Source organism: Caballeronia sordidicola (assembly GCF_001544455.2).
Taxonomy (GTDB): Bacteria; Pseudomonadota; Gammaproteobacteria; order Burkholderiales; family Burkholderiaceae; genus Caballeronia; species Caballeronia sordidicola.
In genome coordinates, this window is the sequence record NZ_FCOC02000005.1 from 260358 (window position 1) to 278647 (window position 18290).

Here is an 18290-nt window from a genome sequence, read left to right on the forward strand (position 1 = left end):
GTAACGTCAAACCAATAGATTCGCGAATAAGTCAGTGAGGCGGACCGCCAATCAGCATTTGATAAAACCAGACCGCGAAACCGTAAGCAGCCACAAACACAATGGTGAGCACCGGAACCATGACGATGGTCAGGAACAGGAAGCTGCGCAGTTCCTCGGTTTTTCGAAGGGACGTTTCGGTTTCTGTCATGATTATGGCGACGTGATAAGACACGCAATTAAAACCGTGTTTTCGAGATGCTGCTGTGGGATTGATTGTTGGCGCAGGAGAGAAAAGCGTCAAGCGGTTTATTGTTTGATATCGCAGGAACGATAAAGCCGACTATTTCTGAGTTTTTATTTTAATAACAATGCATCGCATGGGATGCAAGCAATTATTGAATTTAAATTTTTTATTATCAATACGCTTTACGTTTCATTAAAAAATTCAATGCCTGAAAATGCGCGCGAGGTTAATTGAAACGGTAGTGAATGAGGCGGCGCAGCGGCCGCCTCAGGAAAGCTCACTTGGAAGCTTCAGCCCCGCTTCGGAATGTTCAATCCTTTTTCCACCGCCGGCCGCGCTACGAATGCGTTCAGCGCGCGTTTCACGTTCGGGAAACTGTCGAAATCCACCAGTTCGCCCGCTTCGTAGAAACCGACCAGATTGCGAATCCACGGGAAACTCGCTATGTCCGCGATGGTGTAGTCGTCGCCCATGATCCACTTGCGGGCCACGAGCCGCTCTTCGACCACGGCCAGCAAGCGTTTTGATTCGGCCACGTAGCGATCCCGCGGACGCTTGTCTTCGTAGTCCCTGCCGGCGAATTTGTTGAAGAAACCAAGTTGCCCGAACATCGGGCCAATGCCGCCCATCTGGAACATCACCCACTGGATCGTTTGGTAGCGGCCGGCGGCGTCTTGCGGGATGAACTGGCCGGATTTATCGGCGAGATAAAGCAGGATCGCGCCCGATTCGAACAGCCCCAGCGGCTTGCCGTCCGGACCATCGGGATCGATGATCGCAGGAATCTTGTTGTTCGGATTCAACGATAAAAACGCCGGCGACATCTGGTCACCGGTCTCGAAGCTGACCAGATGCGGTTCGTACGGCAGGCCGGTCTCCTCCAGCATGATCGAAACCTTGACGCCATTGGGCGTTGGCAGCGAATAAAGCTGAATCCGGTCGGGATGCTGCGCAGGCCATTTTGCTGTGACGGGGAAAGCGGACAACTCGGTCATGGATATCCTCTAGACAAAAGCACGGGCCGGTCGGAAATGATGCGCCGCCTGCATGATTGATCCGGGTTGTTTCGGCGCGGCAGGCCGACAAATATAGTCATTTCGGCTGAACTTGTCTTTTGGCGCCGCGCGCCAGCGCGACCGTAGAGGTGATCCTCCATGCCTCGGATTGCGTCACCAGCGGGCCGACTGGTTCAAGAAGCGTTAACATGGCACCTACAATGCTGCATCGCGACGAATATAAACAGAGCTGGAGATACTCATGAGTCAAATGATTAAGCGAAACGGATTACAGGTTGCCGACGTGCTCGCCGAGTACGTCGAAAATGAGGCGCTTTCGGGCGTCGGCATTGAAAGCGACACCTTCTGGAAAGGTTTCGATGCCCTCGTTCACGACCTCGCGCCGAAGAACCGCGCGTTGCTTGCCGAGCGCGACCGGCTGCAGACGGAACTGGATAAATGGCATCGCGCGAATCCTGGGCCAGTGCGCGATTTGAAGGCGTATCGCGGGTTTCTGGAAGGCATTGGTTATATCGTGCCGGCAAGTTCGGCGGTGAAGGCGACCACGCAGAATATCGATACGGAAATCGCCACGCAGGCCGGGCCGCAACTCGTCGTGCCGCTTTCGAACCAGCGTTATGCGCTCAACGCGGCGAACGCGCGCTGGGGCAGTTTGTACGACGCGCTCTATGGCACCGACGCCATTCCCGACACCAACGGCGCTGAGCGCACCGCGCAATTCAACCCGGCTCGCGGCGCAGCGGTCATTGCGCGCGCGCGTGCCTTTCTTGACGAATCCGCGCCGCTCGCAAACGGCTCGCATGCCGACGCCACCGCGTATCGCGTGGAAGGCGGCAAGCTCGCCGTCGCGCTGAAAAACGGTTCGTCGGCGTTGAAGTTTCCTGAACAGTTCATCGGCTTCCAGGGCGAAGGAAGCGCGCCTTCCGCCGTCCTGCTCAAGCACCACGGCCTGCACTTCGAGATCCAGATCGACGCGGCGGATTCCATTGGCAAGACCGACGCCGCGCATGTGAAGGACGTGCTGATGGAAGCGGCTGTATCGACGATCATCGATTGCGAGGATTCGGTCGCGGCCGTCGACGCCGCAGATAAAGTCCAGCTCTACCGCAACTGGACCGGCCTCATGAAAGGCGACCTGGCCGAGGACGTCACGAAGAACGGCAAGACCTTCACGCGCCGTCTGAACGCGGATCGCGAATACACCGCGCCCGATGGTTCCACGGTCAAGCTGCATGGCCGCTCGCTGCTGTTCATTCGCAACGTCGGGCACCTGATGACCAATCCGGCCGTGGTCGATCGCGAAGGCCACGAGATTCCCGAGGGCATTCTCGACGCCGTGATGACGTCGCTTGGCGCCCTGCATGATCTGAAAAACAAGCTCAATTCGCGCACGGGATCGATTTACATCGTCAAGCCCAAGATGCACGGACCGGCTGAAGTCGCCTTCTCCGATGAGCTTTTTGGCCGTGTCGAAGATCTGCTTGGCTTGCCGCGATACACCATCAAGATGGGCATCATGGACGAGGAACGGCGCACGAGCGTCAACCTGCAGGCTTGCATTGCAGCGGCATCGGCGCGCGTGGCGTTCATCAACACGGGCTTTCTCGATCGCACCGGTGACGAAATGCACAGCGCCATGGAAGCCGGTCCCATGATGCGAAAAGGCGACATGAAAACGTCGGCATGGATCACGGCGTATGAGCGCAACAATGTGCTCGCGGGGTTGAGTTCGGGCTTGCGTGGGCGCGCCCAGATTGGCAAGGGCATGTGGGCGATGCCCGACCTCATGCACGCCATGCTCGAGCAGAAGATTGCGCATCCAAAGGCCGGCGCGAACACGGCGTGGGTGCCTTCGCCGACCGCGGCTACGCTGCACGCGCTGCATTACCATCAAGTCGACGTCCAGGCCGTGCAGCAAGAGCTGGAGAAGACCGGGTACGACAGCGCGCGCGATGCGTTGCTCGACGGGCTGCTGACGATTCCGGTCGTTGAAAAGGCCCAGTGGTCCGATACCGAGATTCGCCAGGAAATCGAGAACAACGCGCAAGGGATTCTGGGGTACGTGGTGCGCTGGGTGGACCAGGGCGTGGGATGTTCGAAGGTGCCGGATATCCACGATATCGGCCTGATGGAAGACCGCGCAACGCTGCGGATCTCGAGCCAGCATATTGCGAACTGGCTGTATCACGGGGTGGTTTCGGAGGCGCTGGTGAACGAGACGTTCGAGCGCATGGCCAAGGTGGTGGACGCGCAGAACGAAGGCGATCCGTATTACCAGCCGATGGCCGGGCACTTCGAAACGTCGCTGGCTTTCAAGGCGGCGAAGGCGCTGGTGTTTGAAGGGCGCGCGCAGCCGAGCGGTTATACGGAACCGTTGTTGCACAAGTTCCGGTTGGAAGTGAAGGCGTTGCGGGGGTAGTCGACTTGGCGATGGGCCAATCGGGTTCATCGCCACCGCCATTGTTCCTAGCGATTCTTGCCTTTCACGAAGGTCGTCACACAAGGGGCTGGCACGAACGCGCGAGTTTGCTATAATCCGCGACTTGCTGGAGAGATGGATGAGCGGTTTAAGTCGCACGCCTGGAAAGCGTGTTTAGGGTCAAACCTAACCGGGGTTCGAATCCCCGTCTCTCCGCCAGAATACGCGGATAAGCCCATGATTTCATGGGCTTTTTTGTTTCGGGATGTAGCCCGATATACACTTAAGACTACACTTTAAACGGTGCAATTTGGCGAATAGAAAGCCGTTTGGGTAAGCCTTTATCAGCTTGACTAGAGGCTTGCTTGGTCGCAGTTGGATGCGCAGCGCACAAAGGCTCCGTACGTACTGGGTCAACAACTCTCATGGTGACGCGGCAAACCGCTATAGGTGGGTGTTGGGTCAGGAGTTTGTCACCACCGTTGCCCTCGCGGATCTGGCGTGCTACGAGAGGCGACACCGCAAAAAGCCCATGCACGAACAAATCTGAGGGCTTTTGCCCAAGGATTTTAAACGCGGTGTAAGCGGCGCTTAGTCAATATCGAACAATGAGCCGCGCGCCTCCGGCATTTGGGAAGATTCTCATGGAGCAGGTTCGGCTGAACCAGCCGCCATCGTGCGGGCTGCCTTGCGCTGGAATTGTTTTAATCTGAGTTCAATGTAATCTGCGAGGAACTCGTACGTCTCCTGCGTAGGCTCTCCGCTAAAAGCAACAGTGACGTCCAAACCATTCGGATCGATAATTTTTTCGCTACGGGCGGAAACGCTCGTCGCCACCGAATTAAGCTGAGACGGTACTGCTGTAGCTCGCGACACATCAAACTCGTGTACGGGTGGCTCAGGCGCATCCAGGTCGTCGCCAGCGGGCATTTCACTTTCAGGCACGCTCAAATATTGTCTTAAACCGGCAAACGACTCGTTTTGTCGCAGCGTCCGCGCGACGCGCGCTGCAGTTTCCTGCTGGAAACCCCGATCAAACATCAGATAATGGCTCAACGTGTGGTCAGAGGGCAGCCCATCCGGCCAGCGTTGAAACACTTCACTTGCTACGGGTGGCGTCAGGGCGGCCTGTCGGGTGTAGGCCGCTTTTTCTTCAGATTCGGGCCGACTATCTAACAAGATACGAAGTGCAAGGTCAGTCAATCGCACCATCCTTGCGCCCGACCCTGGCTCATCGGATAACAGCCCGTAGCTCTTTAGCGCAGCGACTGTCTGTTTAAAACCACTGCTTAGTTCGCTATTACCCCAGTGCTTTGCGACTGAGGAAGACGGCGCGCTGCTGCGGCGCTCGTGCGAATACAGCACTTGCGCTCTTTGCAGGGCTGATTCCAGCGGTATAAAGGGGAAATTGGGACTACGTTCCTTTGTCCTTCGCGTCTCTACGGTATCGTTCACAGCAACCTCCTCGTTGTTCTCTGAACTATAGAGAGATAACTTGATTTCGACAAGTGCGATTTTGTTCACTTGTTCATGACAAATCTATTGACAAGGAACTTTGGGGTCGGATACAGTGGGATCACGGTAGGAAATTTGTTGATTCTGCGAAAGCAGATCAAACAAAAAAAGCCCAGTCGCGCCTTTGACGAGGCGCAATCTGGGCTTCTTACTAAGCAAACGTCCCTGTGTTGACGCACAGGGTAATGGCAAGGTGATATGGACACACCGGATGCCACACGGCTATAGCAAGCACAATGTTAACATAAACGTTGCGCGCTGTGAAAACAACTGTCCTGCATCCCTAATGGGAGGATTGGGCATGTTTGCTCTTTCCAGCAGTATCAAGGACGTTTTTGTTAACACATACACCCGTATCCGCTTTGGGCGGGTTGAGTGCGTGTGCCAACATTGGCGGTCCTCACCTAGCCGCTAATAGCGACCTTAGGTGGACGCGGCGCATATCGGCGCCGCGTCCAACCTGTCTTCAGAAGAGAGTTGTGGTCCATCAGTTAAACAAGATTCAACCAACGGCGCATCCAGCGAATTAGCTCCATTTGCGCTCCGTTGCAAAAGTGAATGCCTCCGATATTTCCGGCGTCGGTGGCCAGCGCGAAGAAATCACCCGATTCACCGCAGTTTTCCCGCTGCGATACCCCTCGGAGCACAAGGCCAGGCGGGACGAAACTAATCGATTGATTCCAGGCCACGGCGCAGCAAACCCGCTGCTGCCTGGGAAAGTGAAATTCGCATGCCGGTAGCCTGCTCGACGCGCTGCTTGTGCGCTTCGATTGCGGCCAATAAGTCGCGATCAGCAACTACTGAAAAATGTTTAGCCTTGCTGGTCGCTTCAAGCGTGTTTGTCTGCATCAGATAGTCCCTTTCAGTAGTCATCAATCCAGCGTTTTTTCGGGCGGCCAGGGCGTTCCGTCATAGCGCGAATAGCAGCAGCGGCGCCCGCGTCGATGTACTGCACGACTCGCCTAATCTGCGCATCGGCAAGCCTAGGCCACAGCCGTTCGATGCGGTCTATTAGGTCTTCACCGCCCTCACCGCCGATCATCACGGAGCCGAAAGCAGGGATTGTCGCCACGACTCGCGGGAATCCTGCGCCGTCAGGCGAGCGCATCACATACGTTGCGCCGTGCAGTGCGTCTTCGATATGGCGCGGCAGATCGACGGGCGATTTCTTCGCCTTGCCCTTCGGCTCGACTGGCTTCACACCATTCGCCAGGCAGACACTGCACTGATGCACCGTGCCCACTACTCGGCTTGTCAGGGAGCGGCAGTTACCGCAGCGCCCGAAAATGTGAAGCGCCATTACGCGGCCACCGTCCAGAAGCGCGAGGCATCCGGCAGCAGCGGCTGGAATGCTGCCCAGGCAGTCACGGCCAGCGAACCGTCGATTTTCGTTCGCTCTGCGATAACGTCCACGTCGCTGCGAATCATGATTGCCGACCGGGCGAACGAACCAATAACGGTGGCACCCATATCTGGCGTCAGTTCGGCCTGGATGCCAGCAGCGCGAAGCACGCCGTTTTGATCGATAGCAGCGCCATGCGCAGCCGTGCCAACCAGGGCGCGAAGCTCGGACATACGAACGCCCGATGCAGAAGCGGCAGCCAGGCTGAATGCGGCAGGCGTCGCGGCCACAATGGCGGCCAGCAAAACTGCGTCGGCAGTGCGAGCCAGGCCCGCAGTGATCGCGTGCATGATCGCGTCTTCCACGCTCGGGTAAGACTTCAGAGTGGCGCGCGTGAACTCAAACCGCAGGCCATAAATGCCCGTATTGGTTTGCGGGCCGCTCGTGCCATCCACGTGGATTTGAGCACGGCTGATTGGCAACGCGGTAACGCCCACTTCTTCACCATCGGGAACCAGCGAAAACGGCATGGCTTCGTATGTTTCGAAGTACGCGGGCTTGCTCACCATCATGATGCCGCCCGCGGTGTCTGAAATGGCCTCGCTTGCGTCCTTAAAAAGGATGACGTTCGCGCCAGCTTGTGCCACCAAGGACTGGCCAATGATCGCGGCATCAATCTTTGAATTCTCTACGGCAGGCGTGCCCATCGGCGCGCGTTTGAAGGTGCCGTCATTGTCTTGTATTTTCGGGAGCAGATCGCCCTGCAAATCGATCACGCCACGCACCACGGCTTTACCGGGGATCACGGCACGCACTTCACCGTTATCTTTAAAAAGCGGTTTGTTGCCCTGCGCTGTGCGGGCTAATTCAAGAAGACGTGAGAGTGTGTTCATAGCGTTTAAACGAGTTAGGAATACTTATGTTTTGTTTCTGTTCTGGATTGTGCTGAAGGTCTCAGATTTTTCCCACGTGTGGGTTTTGGTTCGGAAAGGAAAATCACCGCTCGCACAACGCGACCAGAACGAATGGATTAATAGGGCGTCGCTATCTGGTCGATATTTCTGACGCTTCCCCTAACGCAAGCAGGAAGTCGTCGCGGGTGTACCCGTTCCTCTCGACTAGAGCGGTTCCTGCTTCAATATCGTCACGCTTAGGTTTAGCACCTACGGACCGCAGCCAGCCAATAGCCACTAACGTAACAGGCGGCAGTTTCCGCTTTAGGTTCGCTGTTATCCGTTCACCGCAGCGAAGATGGAGAAGCCAGCCAGGATCGAAACGACCGCGCGATAGGCGAGGAAGCAGCCCGTCCTCGGCGTACTGCCGAATTCGGCGAGGGGTAATGTCGAAAGTTTCGCTCATCTCCTGCGCGGTCCACGCGTAGAAAGGTGTGCCGGTGCTGGTCTCAGTCGCGCTGTCTGCGCTGTCGTGGTCAAGTAAAGTATTTTTCATATTATGGGAAACGGAAACGTCCTAAAAAATGCACTCACATTTTTTTCAACGTGGTGCCTTGTACCCCGCAACGCAGTCCCTGGAGGAAGGACCCATTGTTAGGGGGGTGGCTCACTTCGGGTGCATCGCATCGATGCCTTTCGCGCCTGCGCACAGCCTCGCCACTGGCATCGCCTCGTCACAGGTAGTTCGCGCTTGGTAGCCGCAAACTCGCGCCGCGACCGTTCGCCTGGCCAGCGCCTACACTGGTGTCCATGCCATAAGGCTTGGCAGGGTAGGTGCTGAAGTGCCAAACGCTCAGACCGATATCGAATGCTTCGGCGGCAACGATGCAGCCTGCTGTCATCCAGGCGCACGCATCACCACGTGGCACAGCACGAAGCATCTGCATGTGTCGGCGGGCTAGCGCATCACGGCCAGACAGATAGGCACTACTGCACTCGTTCATATTTGAGTTGCCTCGATACGTAAAGCAGATTCAGCCAGAGCGCGACGTACCAAGCGCTGAAGGTCGCGGCTGATCTTTTCGCTGATTCCTTCGGTATCCGAAATAACGCCAATAAATCGAAGACGTTCGATTAGCGTCACCTCCGATACGTGTACTACCTGCTCAGTTACGACTGCTGTGGACACGTCGCTATGTCGTTTGCTCAATTTCGCCTCTATGGTGTGTGGTGATGACGCGATCCTAGTTGTCCCAAACAAAAAATTGTTGTTTGCAAAAGGAAATACTGCTGAATTTTAGAAAAAACACATTTATATTCAATGGCTTAAATTTTATGAAGTTTTACCTGGCACGAAAATAGACGCGCGCCGCATATTCGTATGACGTATTTCCGCAACGGCATCTATGTAAACCTTTCAAGCACGCTGAGGGTTACGAGGTTACGGCGGTTACGGGTTACATGACCGTTTTAAAACTTCCCCTAATAGCAGCGTCTTTTTAGGGTATTTAGGGTTATCTTTATAAATGGTAGTAACTGGTCGTAACCACGTAACAAACTAAGCGGGGGTTGAAGTTTCAAGGTTACGTCCAAGTGCGGTCTGTCGTAACCGAAGACGTAACCTTTGAGGAACAGGGCGGCACGGATTGCCGAAGTGCTACCCTGTTGCTGCCTCAAAACGGCGAATCTTGTTCAGGCAGGGTACGACTCCAAACGCGCAAACTCTTGCCGTTGCGCTTCACGACCCTAACCGCGAACCCGATGGCAGCAAGCGCCTTGGCAGCGCGCATTTGATCTGGACGTGTTTGCCTGGACAATTCGATGCCAAGTGCGGTGGTAAGAATCTCAGACATCGCTACTTCAGTACGTCCGATGCAATGCTGGGTGATCGCCGACTCCCATACGTCATCTTCTCGGCGCGCCTCTGCTTGTTCCCGCTGCGCGTCTTCAGGCATTTCCCACCACGTGTAACCCGCGTTTAAACGCTCTACAGCCTCGGCGAAAATCTGCTCGCGGTTTTGCTCTAGCCACACTGTGTTGATGTCGCAAACGCGCAAAGGCCAAAATCGACGCGCGCCCGTCGCATCCCGCAGATAGTGGCTTTCGTTCGTTGTTCCAGCGAACACCGTGCGGCGCGGCATATCTTTCGCGTTGCGCCCGTAGGGCGGTCGGAAACGGTCAACTTGGGAACTGAGAACTTGTTTGATGCGGGTGATATCGGACCTTCGAAACGCGTCTAGCTCGGCGATTTCGACCAGCCACTTACCCTGGATGGAAACAAAGAAATCCTTGTTGTCTAGGGAGTCCGTCAATTCAGAATAGAACTTGCCGCCAAGGATCGATAACAGCGTGGACTTGCCCGCGCCCTGCGCGCCTTCAAACACGGGCATCGTGTCCACCTTGCATCCTGGCTGAAGTCCACGTGCGACCATTGACACAATGAAATTGTGGGCGAGCGCTGTGTGATATTCGTCGTCGGGAACGCCCGCCGCGTGCTGAAGCCAGGCATCCAGGCGGTAGGTGCCATCCCACCGCAGGGATTTCAGCCAATCGGCCAATTCGTCACGCTGATCCCTGCTCACGATCACAAACACCGCTTGCTCCACCAGGTCGGGTGTGAACCTCACCAAGCCCATATCGCCCTGCAAAACATCGGTAATTGCCAAACGATCCACGTCAGCCCAGCGCCTTGGTTCGTGACTATTCCAGGTCGTGAACATTTCCTGATGGAAAGTGTCCAGCCAGAAGTGCTCTGCAAAGCGTGGATGCTTTTCAAGGACGGTCCGCACATTGGCGACAGTGCCCAAAGGTTCTCCACGTCCATTGATTTGAAGCGTTATGCCAAACCGGGTAAGGTAATTTTGTGCAAGCGAAGGTTCCGCAACGGTTCCGCCAGGCCGATTCCGCTCGGCTTCGTCGTCCGCGATGGCTTGGCCTGCGTAAGTCATAGCATCGGAAGACTGTGCCAGAATCTCATTGTCGATCATCGGCTGCCTACTGATTTAGCTGCATCAGCGACTGTCTTTGCTATCTGCATGTCGGTAATCGGTGCTCGTTGTTCAGCCCAGCTAATCTGGCGGAGTTGGCATAGATCATGGGTGATTAAAGCGGCGCGTTTCGGCGACGTTCCGTACCGCATGAAGTACACATGCGCTGCACGCCAGGCCGACACAATGCGCTGCGTCTCTGTGTCAGCCATGAGGAACTCAAAAACTGCCTTACCAAACTTCGATTGCCTCCCGTACTTCATGACTGCTCCCGCAATTCGGCGAGACCGCGCGATTCGCGCACCCGTTCATCAATCCAGGCATCGATCTCGGATTCAAGCCATCCAATATGCTTTGGCCCGAACCTGATCGCCACGGGGAATTCAGCCCGTGCCATTTTTTGATAAATGACAGTCTTGCAGATCGACGTGCGCTCTACGACAGCCGGAAGGCGCAAAATCTTGGAGGGTTTGGTTTGCATGGTTTCGGAAAAGTCCGTACTGGTTCGGTTGGTATGGTCGAATTTTCGTTCGCCACGCCCAGCATTTCCACGTGTGGGTTTTAGTTCGGACGGGTTCGCATCGGTTCAGATGCGTATGGCACATCGCAGCGATTTGCCGCAGGGGTTTTTACTGGGGAGTCGAAAAGATAAAGGCCCGCTGGACGGGCCTTTTGTCATGCTGAATGCTTTGCACAGTAGGACGCCCAGGCGTCCATCATTTTGCCCCGTTTGGCTAGCAGGTCACCACGCTGATAGGCTGCCTCCACCTCACTACGGACGGCGTGCGCCAGGGCTTTCTCTGCCAGTTCCCTGGGGAAGTTAGTTGTTTCCGCTGCCCACGTGCGGAACGTTGAGCGGAACCCATGCACGGTCAAGTCCGTGCGGTCCATGCGCTTCAATACTGCCAAGAGAGACATATTCGACAGTCCTTTGTCTTTCGTCATTCCGGGAAACACGAAATCATCCTGCTTGATTTTTTCCATCGCCTTCAGCACGGCAACCGCACGCCCACTCAGCGGCACGCGATGTTCCTTTTTCATTTTCATCCGTTCGGCTGGAACCGTCCACAATTTCGCTTCCAGATCGATTTCTGCCCACTGTGCGCCGATGATTTCGTTTGTCCGCGCAGCAGTGTAGATGCAGAATTCCAGTGCCTTGGCCGCCACACCTTCCATCGCTCGAAGAGACTCCATAAAACCCGCGATGTCAGCGTAAGGAATCGATGCGTGGTGCTCGTCTCCCTGGACCGCGCTTGGCTTAGCCAGCAGGGTATCCAGGTGGCCTTTCCAGCGCGCCGGGTTTTCACCTGATCGAAGGCCACGCGTCGCCGCCCAAGCCAATACCTTTTCGATGCGGCCACGGACGCGGGAAGCGGTTTCGTTCTTCGTCGTCCAGATTGGTTCCAGGATTTGCCGAATATCGGTTGTGTCCACCAATGCAACGTCCTTCGGTCCGATGACCGGCGCCGCGTAGGTTGTCAGCGTGTTCGTCCACTGCTCCGCATGTTTCGCGTTCTTCCATCCAGGGGTTTGGGCTTCAATGTATGCGGTCGCGCACTGCGTGAAAGTCATTTTCGCGGCAGCCTTCGCCCGTTCAGCCAGGCGGATTTCCTTAGGGTCCTGGCCATTTCCTAGCACCTGACGCATCGCTTCGGCTTTGGCTCGGGCGGCTTCGAGGGAAACATTCAGGTATGCGCCAAGGCCGATCCAGTGCGCCTTCTTGTTCCGGGCGTAGCGGAATATCCATGACTTGGAACCCGTAGGCCCTATGTCAAGGTAAAGGCCCCCGCCATCGCTGTAATATCCAGGCGTCTTTTCCTGTTTAACTTTGACTGCTGAAAGCTTCTTTATCGGTCGTGCCATTTTGTCCGCCTGATCGCTTGGTCTACACTCCAGTCTACACTTTATAGACGGATGGTAGCAATCTCACGCGAACAAATGCGGAAGATAAAGCTATACTGGATAAGGGTTAGGCGGGCCTGAAAAAACTTTTACGAACTCCTGTGAACGCATGATAGGCGGACCGTCTCTCCGCCAGAATACGTTTCACATAATCGAGCAACACCCAAACCCGCATCGAGCCTCTTGCCGACGCGGGTTTTTTGCGTTTCGGCGGCCTCACGGATGCCGGATGTAATCCACCAGCGCCCGCGTATAAGCATCCGGTTTCCGGTCAAACACACTCACGACCAAAGCCACCAAAAACCCCGCCGGGACACCAAACACGCCTGAACTAATCGATTCGATCCCGAACCACCTTGCGCCCGAAAACCCGGTGATATGCGTGAAATACGGATATGTCGAAACGATGTAATAAACACACACTCCGAGCCCCGCCAGCATCCCGCAAACCGCACCGAGCTTGGTCGTGCGTTTCCAGAACACGCCCAGCACCAGCACCGGAAACAGCCCGGAAGCCGCCAGCGAAAACGCGGCGCCCACCAAGAACAGAATATTCCCCGTATTCAGCGAAGCCACATAAGAAGCAAACAACGCAACGCCAAGCAACAATATCTTCGATATCGTCACCCTTCTCTGACTGCTCGCGCTCTTGTCGACCATGCAGTAATACACATCGTGCGAAAGCGCATTCGCGATCGTCAGCAGCAAACCATCAGCCGTGGAAAGCGCCGCGGCCAATGCCCCCGCCGCAATCAACCCCGACATCACATATGGCAAGCCCGCAATCTCCGGCGCGGCGAGCACGACCATATCCGGCTGCATCTGAATGCCGGCCCAGCGCACAATGCCATCGCCATTCACATCGCTGATCCGGATCAGATACGGCTCGACCTTTCGCCATTGCATGACCCACGTCGGCAGATCCGCGAACTTGTGTCCAACAATGCCCGTAAGCATTTCATACTTGATCAGGACCGCGAGAACGGGCACGGTGACATAGAACAACGCGACAAAAAACAGCGTCCAGCCAACGGAACGCCGCGCCGACGCAACCGACGTCGTCGTGTTATAGCGCGTCAGGATATGCGGCAAACTCGCCGTGCCAAGCGAGAGACACAGCAACAAGGACAAAAAATTGCGCCGATGCAACCGCGCGTTTTCATCGTCCGAAGGAGGGAACGCCTGGGCCGCGGGAACCGGTGGCGCGGCGCGCTCCAGCATGGCGTCACGCTCGCGCGACCATCGAATGCCAGCGTCGGCCGCATCCTTGGGGAACGAAGCCAGTTCCCGCTCGCACTCGCTGATATCGCGCAACGGACCGTTGCGCCGGCGCAGTTCCGTTATTTCGTCGGTAAGACGCGCCTGTTCCGTATGAAACGACGCCGGCAGTTGATCGATCTGCGCCTGAATCTGCTGCGCTTGCCGCCTGTAGTCGTCGCGGACCTTGGCTTCCTCGGGCGAGCTTGCGATCCGACGCTCAAGTGATTCAACGCGCTCAAGCAGGTGTCCATATGAAAGTTGCGGCAGCCAGCCGAGCCCTTCGCGATGCGCGATCATCGAAACGGGAATCAGCATGGCGCTGATCAAGATGATGTACTGCGCGACTTGCGTCCACGTCACGGCGCGCATGCCGCCAAGGAACGAGCACACAAGAATGCCCGCAAGCCCGCAGAAAATCCCGATGGCGAAATCAATGCCGATAAACCGCGACGCGATCAGCCCGATGCCCTGAATCTGCGCGACCAGATAAACGAACGAACACAAGATGGCCGCGAACGCCGCAATGCCGCGCACGAGGTTGCTGGAAAAGCGCGTGCCGAGGAAATCGGGGATGGTGTAGCGCGCGAGCTTGCGCACATAGGGCGCGAGCAGGAACGCGACGAGGCAATAGCCGCCGGTCCAGCCCATCATGTACGCCAGGCCGTCGTAACCAGTTGCATAGATGGAACCGGCCAGCCCGATGAACGACGCCGCCGACAACCAGTCCGCAGCCGTCGCCATGCCGTTGAACGCCGACGGCACGCGCCGCCCCGCGACGTAATACTCGACAAGATCCGACGTGCGCGATAACAAACCAATCACGGCATACACGGCGATCGGCACGAACAGAAACACATAGCCAATCCACATGCCCGGTCCGGTCACGCGCTCGATGCGCGTCATCACGTAAATGAACGCGAAGAAGCCGAGCGTGTAGAGCGCGTAGGCACGGATCAGGCGATGGTTGAGCTTCATTGAAGAATCATGGCGTCGATGCAACCGGCGTTTGCGCCAAAGCCGCGAGCGTGCGTCGCAGACGTGCATCGGCGAGTTGCATCAGCACGATATACACGACAATCAACGCCACATACACGAGGATCGCGCCTTGCGCGCCGAAGTAGAACGGCAGCGGAAAACCGGCGAACCGCACGTTCGCCAGGCGCGCCGCCATCAGCGGGACGCCGAACGAGACCACGAAGCCAATCAGCATCAGCACCGATATCAACGCGAGGTTTGTCCGCCAGTACACCCGATGCGCGCACGCCATTTCCGCCGTCACGGGCGGCGGCTGCGGGAGACTCACGGACGGTGGCGTCGAAGGCATGTGCTTATCTACCAAATGCTTGGAAAAGCGGCAATCGGGATCGACATTATTCGTGGCGGCGAACTACAAAAGTGGATACAAAAACGGCTCCCTGAAAAAGGGAGCCGCTCGTTCAAAACAGATAGTACTCGAAGAAACTCAATGCGCTTCGCCGAGTTGATCGAGGATCGCGGGGTTCTCCAGGGTCGATACGTCCTGCGTGATCTCCTCGTCCTTCGCGAGAGAACGCAGCAGACGCCGCATGATCTTTCCCGAACGTGTCTTTGGAAGATTTTCGCCGAAACGAATGTCCTTCGGTTTTGCGATTGGACCAATTTCCTTCGCGACCCAGGCGCGCAATTCGTTTGCGATCTTCTTGGCTTCGTCGCCTTCCGGACGCGAGCGTTTCAGCACGACAAACGCGCATACTGCTTCGCCGGTTGTATCGTCGGGACGGCCCACCACGGCCGCTTCCGCAACAATGGGGTTCGATACGAGCGCCGACTCGATCTCCATGGTTCCAAGCCGGTGACCGGAGACGTTCAGCACGTCGTCTATACGGCCCATGATCGTGAAGTAGCCTGTTTCCTTGTCGCGCACGGCGCCGTCGCCGGCGAGGTACAGCGTCCCGCCAAGTTCTTCCGGGAAGTAGCTCTTCTTGAAGCGATCGGGGTCTCCCCACACCGTGCGCAGCGCCGACGGCCACGGCCGCTTGATCACCAGAATTCCGCCCTGTCCGTTTGGCACGTCCTGACCGGTTTCATCCACGACAGCGGCCATGATGCCCGGCAGCGGCAACGTGCATGAACCCGGTACGAGCGGCGTTGCGCCCGGCAGCGGCGTGATCATGTGGCCACCGGTTTCGGTCTGCCACCAGGTATCGACAATAGGACATTGCCCGCCGCCCACGTTCTCGTGATACCACATCCACGCTTCGGGATTGATCGGCTCGCCGACGGTGCCGAGAATGCGCAGCGTCGACAGATCGAAGCTTTTCGGATGAACCTTCGCGTCGGCTTCCGCAGCTTTGATCAGCGAGCGGATCGCGGTCGGCGCGGTGTAGAAGATCGTGACCTTGTGCCGGGCGATCATGTCCCAGAAGCGTCCTGCATTCGGGTACGTGGGCACGCCTTCGAACACGATCTGCGTCGCGCCTATCGCGGTTGGTCCGTATGCAATGTAGCTATGCCCGGTGATCCAGCCGATGTCCGCCGTGCACCAGAAGATGTCGTCGGGCTTCGCGTCAAAGGTCCACTTCATGGTCTGCGCCGCCCACAGCAGCAGACCGCCCGTGCTGTGCTGCACGCCCTTCGGCTTGCCTGTTGAGCCGGACGTGTAAAGGATGAAAAGCGGATGTTCGGCGCTGACCCATTCCGGTTCGCACGTGTCGGATTCATGCTCGACAAGCTCATGCATCCACACGTCGCGGCCTTCATGCCATTGCGTCTTGCCGCCCGTGCGCCTATACACGATCACGCTTTTCACCGCTTCGCAGCCGCCGGCGGCGATGGCTTCGTCGGCGATGTTCTTGAGCGGCAATGCCTTGCCGCCGCGCATCTGTTCGTCGGCGGTGATGAGCGCAACCGCGCCCACGTCGACAAGCCGTTCGTTGAGCGACTTCGACGAGAACCCGCCGAAGACCACCGAGTGCGTGGCGCCAATACGCGCGCACGCCTGCATGGCGACGACGCCTTCTATGGACATCGGCATGTAGATGACCACGCGATCACCCTTCTTCACGCCGCGCTTTTTCAGCGCATTGGCGAAGCGGCCTACGCGCTGCAGCAAGTCCTGGTACGTGACGTTGGTGACCGTGCCGTCGTCGGCCTCGAAAATGATTGCGCGCTTCTCGCCGTTGCCCGCTTCCACATGCCGGTCGATGCAGTTGTACGACGCGTTGATCTCGCCGTCCTCGAACCACTTGAAGAACGGCGCATTGGATTCGTCGAGGACGGTCTCGAACGGCTTGCGCCAGCTCAGCGTTTCACGCGCGAGCCGCGCCCAGAAGCCTTCGTAATCGCGCTCGGCCTCGGACGTCAAGGCCTTGTAAGCGTCCATGCCGGAAATCGCGGCGCCTTCGGACGCTTTGGCCGATGGCGGGAAAATGCGGTGTTCCTGAAGTACGGATTCAATCGCGGACATCGACAACCCCTTCTTTGATGGTGAATCTGAAAATCACGGCGCGGGAGCCGGGGCTCCATTCTTAGCCGCTGTGTTTGTACGGCATACGTCGTATGAACGTATGCCGCGTCTCCGGTACATGCATATGGTTGCTGCCCGCATGGCCTTCGATGCGGCGCAGCATGCTCGCTCAAACGCGCCATGAATGCCTCATTGGCGAAGATAAGCCGCGCGGCTTACCCGCTACTTACGCAATGCGCTCAAAGCCCACGGGGTATACACGTAGTCGCCGGCGCTTTTACAATGCGTGGCTAGCCGCACCCATGCAATGATGCCCTTTGCAAGCGGGCGCCGCCATACCAATGCGCCCCAACGACGCGCCAGATCACTTCCGTGAGCATGTTAACTGAACTCGTTGTACGGGTTCCAGCTTGAACCGTTACGCGCTCTACCTTGTCGCAGCCGCGCCGCTGATGACCTCGTAAGCATCCGGTCGGGGTTGACCCGCAAACCGGTTACATCATCGCGCTACAATGTCGAACTTTGTGGATTTCGCGTCCGCCCTTCGCGCACGTCCACGCCGACGTCTTACTCATCCGACCATTCCGTCCACGAACCGGCACCGCTCATGTCCGCATCCCCGAACATCCCCGGCACCCGTGCGCCCCGGCATCCGATGAAGCCGCTACCCGTCGTCATTTTCATGAGCCGCTGGCTTCAGGTGCCGCTATATCTCGGCCTGATCGTGGCGCAAGCGGTGTATGTGGTGCTGTTCCTGAAAGAAGTCTGGCATCTCGTCACGCACATGACGACGCTCGATGAAACCAACATCATGCTGGTCGTGCTCGGCCTGATCGACGTGGTGATGATCTCGAACCTGCTGATCATGGTGATCGTGGGCGGTTATGAGACGTTCGTCTCACGGCTCGGCGTAGAAGGTCATCCGGACCAGCCCGAGTGGCTCGATCACGTGAATGCCGGCGTGCTGAAGGTAAAGCTTTCCATGGCGCTGATCAGCATTTCGTCCATTCACTTGCTGAAAACGTTCATCAACCCGGACCAGTATTCGGCGCACGCGGTGATGTGGCAAGTGCTGATCCATATAGCGTTCCTCGCGTCGGCGCTGATCATGGCGTGGGTCGACCGCCTGACCACGCATACGCATCCAGTGCACTTCCATGAGGCGCCAGCAACGCCCGCCGCGACGCACGACTAACACGCGTGGCAGCACAGTCAGGCGCTGGTCAAAGCGCCGCTGAAAGCACCCCGGCATCACGATAAAATCCACAAAAAAGTTCCAACACAG

15 protein-coding genes and 1 tRNA gene are annotated in these 18290 nt (G+C 57.1%); 3 read left to right on the forward strand and 13 right to left on the reverse strand.

Features of this window, described 5'->3' with window-relative positions; genetic code table 11:
* Positions 1 to 31 precede the first annotated feature (31 nt).
* Together napE and AWB64_RS12105 are read right to left on the reverse strand one after the other, a co-directional pair.
* The gene (gene napE, locus AWB64_RS12100; RefSeq protein ID WP_060819134.1) at positions 32 to 190 is read right to left on the reverse strand and encodes a periplasmic nitrate reductase, NapE protein; all 159 of its coding nucleotides are present in this window, start codon (positions 188 to 190) and stop codon (positions 32 to 34) included.
* 326 nt (positions 191 to 516) lie between these two features.
* The gene (locus tag AWB64_RS12105) at positions 517 to 1221 is read right to left on the reverse strand and encodes a glutathione S-transferase N-terminal domain-containing protein (RefSeq protein ID WP_060819136.1); all 705 of its coding nucleotides are present in this window, start codon (positions 1219 to 1221) and stop codon (positions 517 to 519) included.
* A gap of 262 nt (positions 1222 to 1483) precedes the next feature.
* Here AWB64_RS12105 and AWB64_RS12110 point away from each other — a divergent pair, with 262 nt between their 5' ends.
* Together AWB64_RS12110 and AWB64_RS12115 are read left to right on the forward strand one after the other, a co-directional pair.
* Positions 1484 to 3661 carry a malate synthase G gene (locus tag AWB64_RS12110; protein WP_060819138.1) on the forward strand — a complete coding sequence of 726 codons (2178 nt, stop codon included), beginning with the start codon at positions 1484 to 1486 and terminating at the stop codon, positions 3659 to 3661.
* A 129-nt stretch (positions 3662 to 3790) separates the two neighbouring features.
* Positions 3791 to 3880 (forward strand) — tRNA-Ser (locus tag AWB64_RS12115).
* A gap of 423 nt (positions 3881 to 4303) precedes the next feature.
* Here the strand turns inward: AWB64_RS12115 and AWB64_RS12120 are convergent.
* The 11 genes from AWB64_RS12120 to acs all read right to left on the reverse strand — a co-directional run bounded on the left by AWB64_RS12120 (position 4304) and on the right by acs (position 17005).
* Positions 4304 to 5185, reverse strand: coding sequence for a hypothetical protein (locus AWB64_RS12120; protein WP_060819140.1), 882 nt, complete (start codon positions 5183 to 5185; stop codon positions 4304 to 4306).
* 657 nt (positions 5186 to 5842) lie between these two features.
* The gene (locus AWB64_RS12125; protein WP_060819142.1) at positions 5843 to 6025 is read right to left on the reverse strand and encodes a hypothetical protein; all 183 of its coding nucleotides are present in this window, start codon (positions 6023 to 6025) and stop codon (positions 5843 to 5845) included.
* A 13-nt stretch (positions 6026 to 6038) separates the two neighbouring features.
* Positions 6039 to 6476, reverse strand: a complete 438-nt coding sequence (locus AWB64_RS12130; protein WP_157766621.1) for a hypothetical protein — start codon at positions 6474 to 6476, stop codon at positions 6039 to 6041.
* Positions 6476 to 7324 carry a hypothetical protein gene (locus AWB64_RS31280; RefSeq protein WP_167353917.1) on the reverse strand — a complete coding sequence of 283 codons (849 nt, stop codon included), beginning with the start codon at positions 7322 to 7324 and terminating at the stop codon, positions 6476 to 6478. The genes AWB64_RS12130 and AWB64_RS31280 overlap by 1 nt, the downstream gene beginning before the upstream one ends.
* 1087 nt (positions 7325 to 8411) lie before the next feature.
* Positions 8412 to 8600 (reverse strand): hypothetical protein, encoded by a 189-nt coding sequence (locus AWB64_RS31570; RefSeq protein WP_157766622.1) that lies wholly within the window; start codon positions 8598 to 8600, stop codon positions 8412 to 8414.
* Between the two features lie 484 nt (positions 8601 to 9084).
* Entirely contained in the window at positions 9085 to 10398 is a 1314-nt protein-coding gene (locus AWB64_RS12145) for a virulence-associated E family protein (RefSeq protein ID WP_060819149.1), read from the reverse strand.
* Between the two features lie 259 nt (positions 10399 to 10657).
* Positions 10658 to 10879 (reverse strand): helix-turn-helix transcriptional regulator, encoded by a 222-nt coding sequence (locus tag AWB64_RS32720; protein ID WP_060819153.1) that lies wholly within the window; start codon positions 10877 to 10879, stop codon positions 10658 to 10660.
* A gap of 194 nt (positions 10880 to 11073) precedes the next feature.
* Positions 11074 to 12261 carry a tyrosine-type recombinase/integrase gene (locus AWB64_RS12160; protein ID WP_060819155.1) on the reverse strand — a complete coding sequence of 396 codons (1188 nt, stop codon included), beginning with the start codon at positions 12259 to 12261 and terminating at the stop codon, positions 11074 to 11076.
* A 255-nt stretch (positions 12262 to 12516) separates the two neighbouring features.
* Positions 12517 to 14535 carry a sodium:solute symporter family protein gene (locus tag AWB64_RS12165; RefSeq protein ID WP_060819156.1) on the reverse strand — a complete coding sequence of 673 codons (2019 nt, stop codon included), beginning with the start codon at positions 14533 to 14535 and terminating at the stop codon, positions 12517 to 12519.
* 7 nt (positions 14536 to 14542) lie between these two features.
* Positions 14543 to 14884 carry a DUF4212 domain-containing protein gene (locus AWB64_RS12170; protein WP_060819158.1) on the reverse strand — a complete coding sequence of 114 codons (342 nt, stop codon included), beginning with the start codon at positions 14882 to 14884 and terminating at the stop codon, positions 14543 to 14545.
* A 138-nt stretch (positions 14885 to 15022) separates the two neighbouring features.
* The gene (gene acs, locus AWB64_RS12175; protein WP_060819160.1) at positions 15023 to 17005 is read right to left on the reverse strand and encodes an acetate--CoA ligase; all 1983 of its coding nucleotides are present in this window, start codon (positions 17003 to 17005) and stop codon (positions 15023 to 15025) included.
* A 607-nt stretch (positions 17006 to 17612) separates the two neighbouring features.
* On the opposite strand from acs, the gene AWB64_RS12180 reads away from it, so the two are divergent.
* Positions 17613 to 18200 carry a TIGR00645 family protein gene (locus tag AWB64_RS12180; RefSeq protein WP_060819162.1) on the forward strand — a complete coding sequence of 196 codons (588 nt, stop codon included), beginning with the start codon at positions 17613 to 17615 and terminating at the stop codon, positions 18198 to 18200.
* The last annotated feature ends 90 nt before the right edge of the window (positions 18201 to 18290 follow it).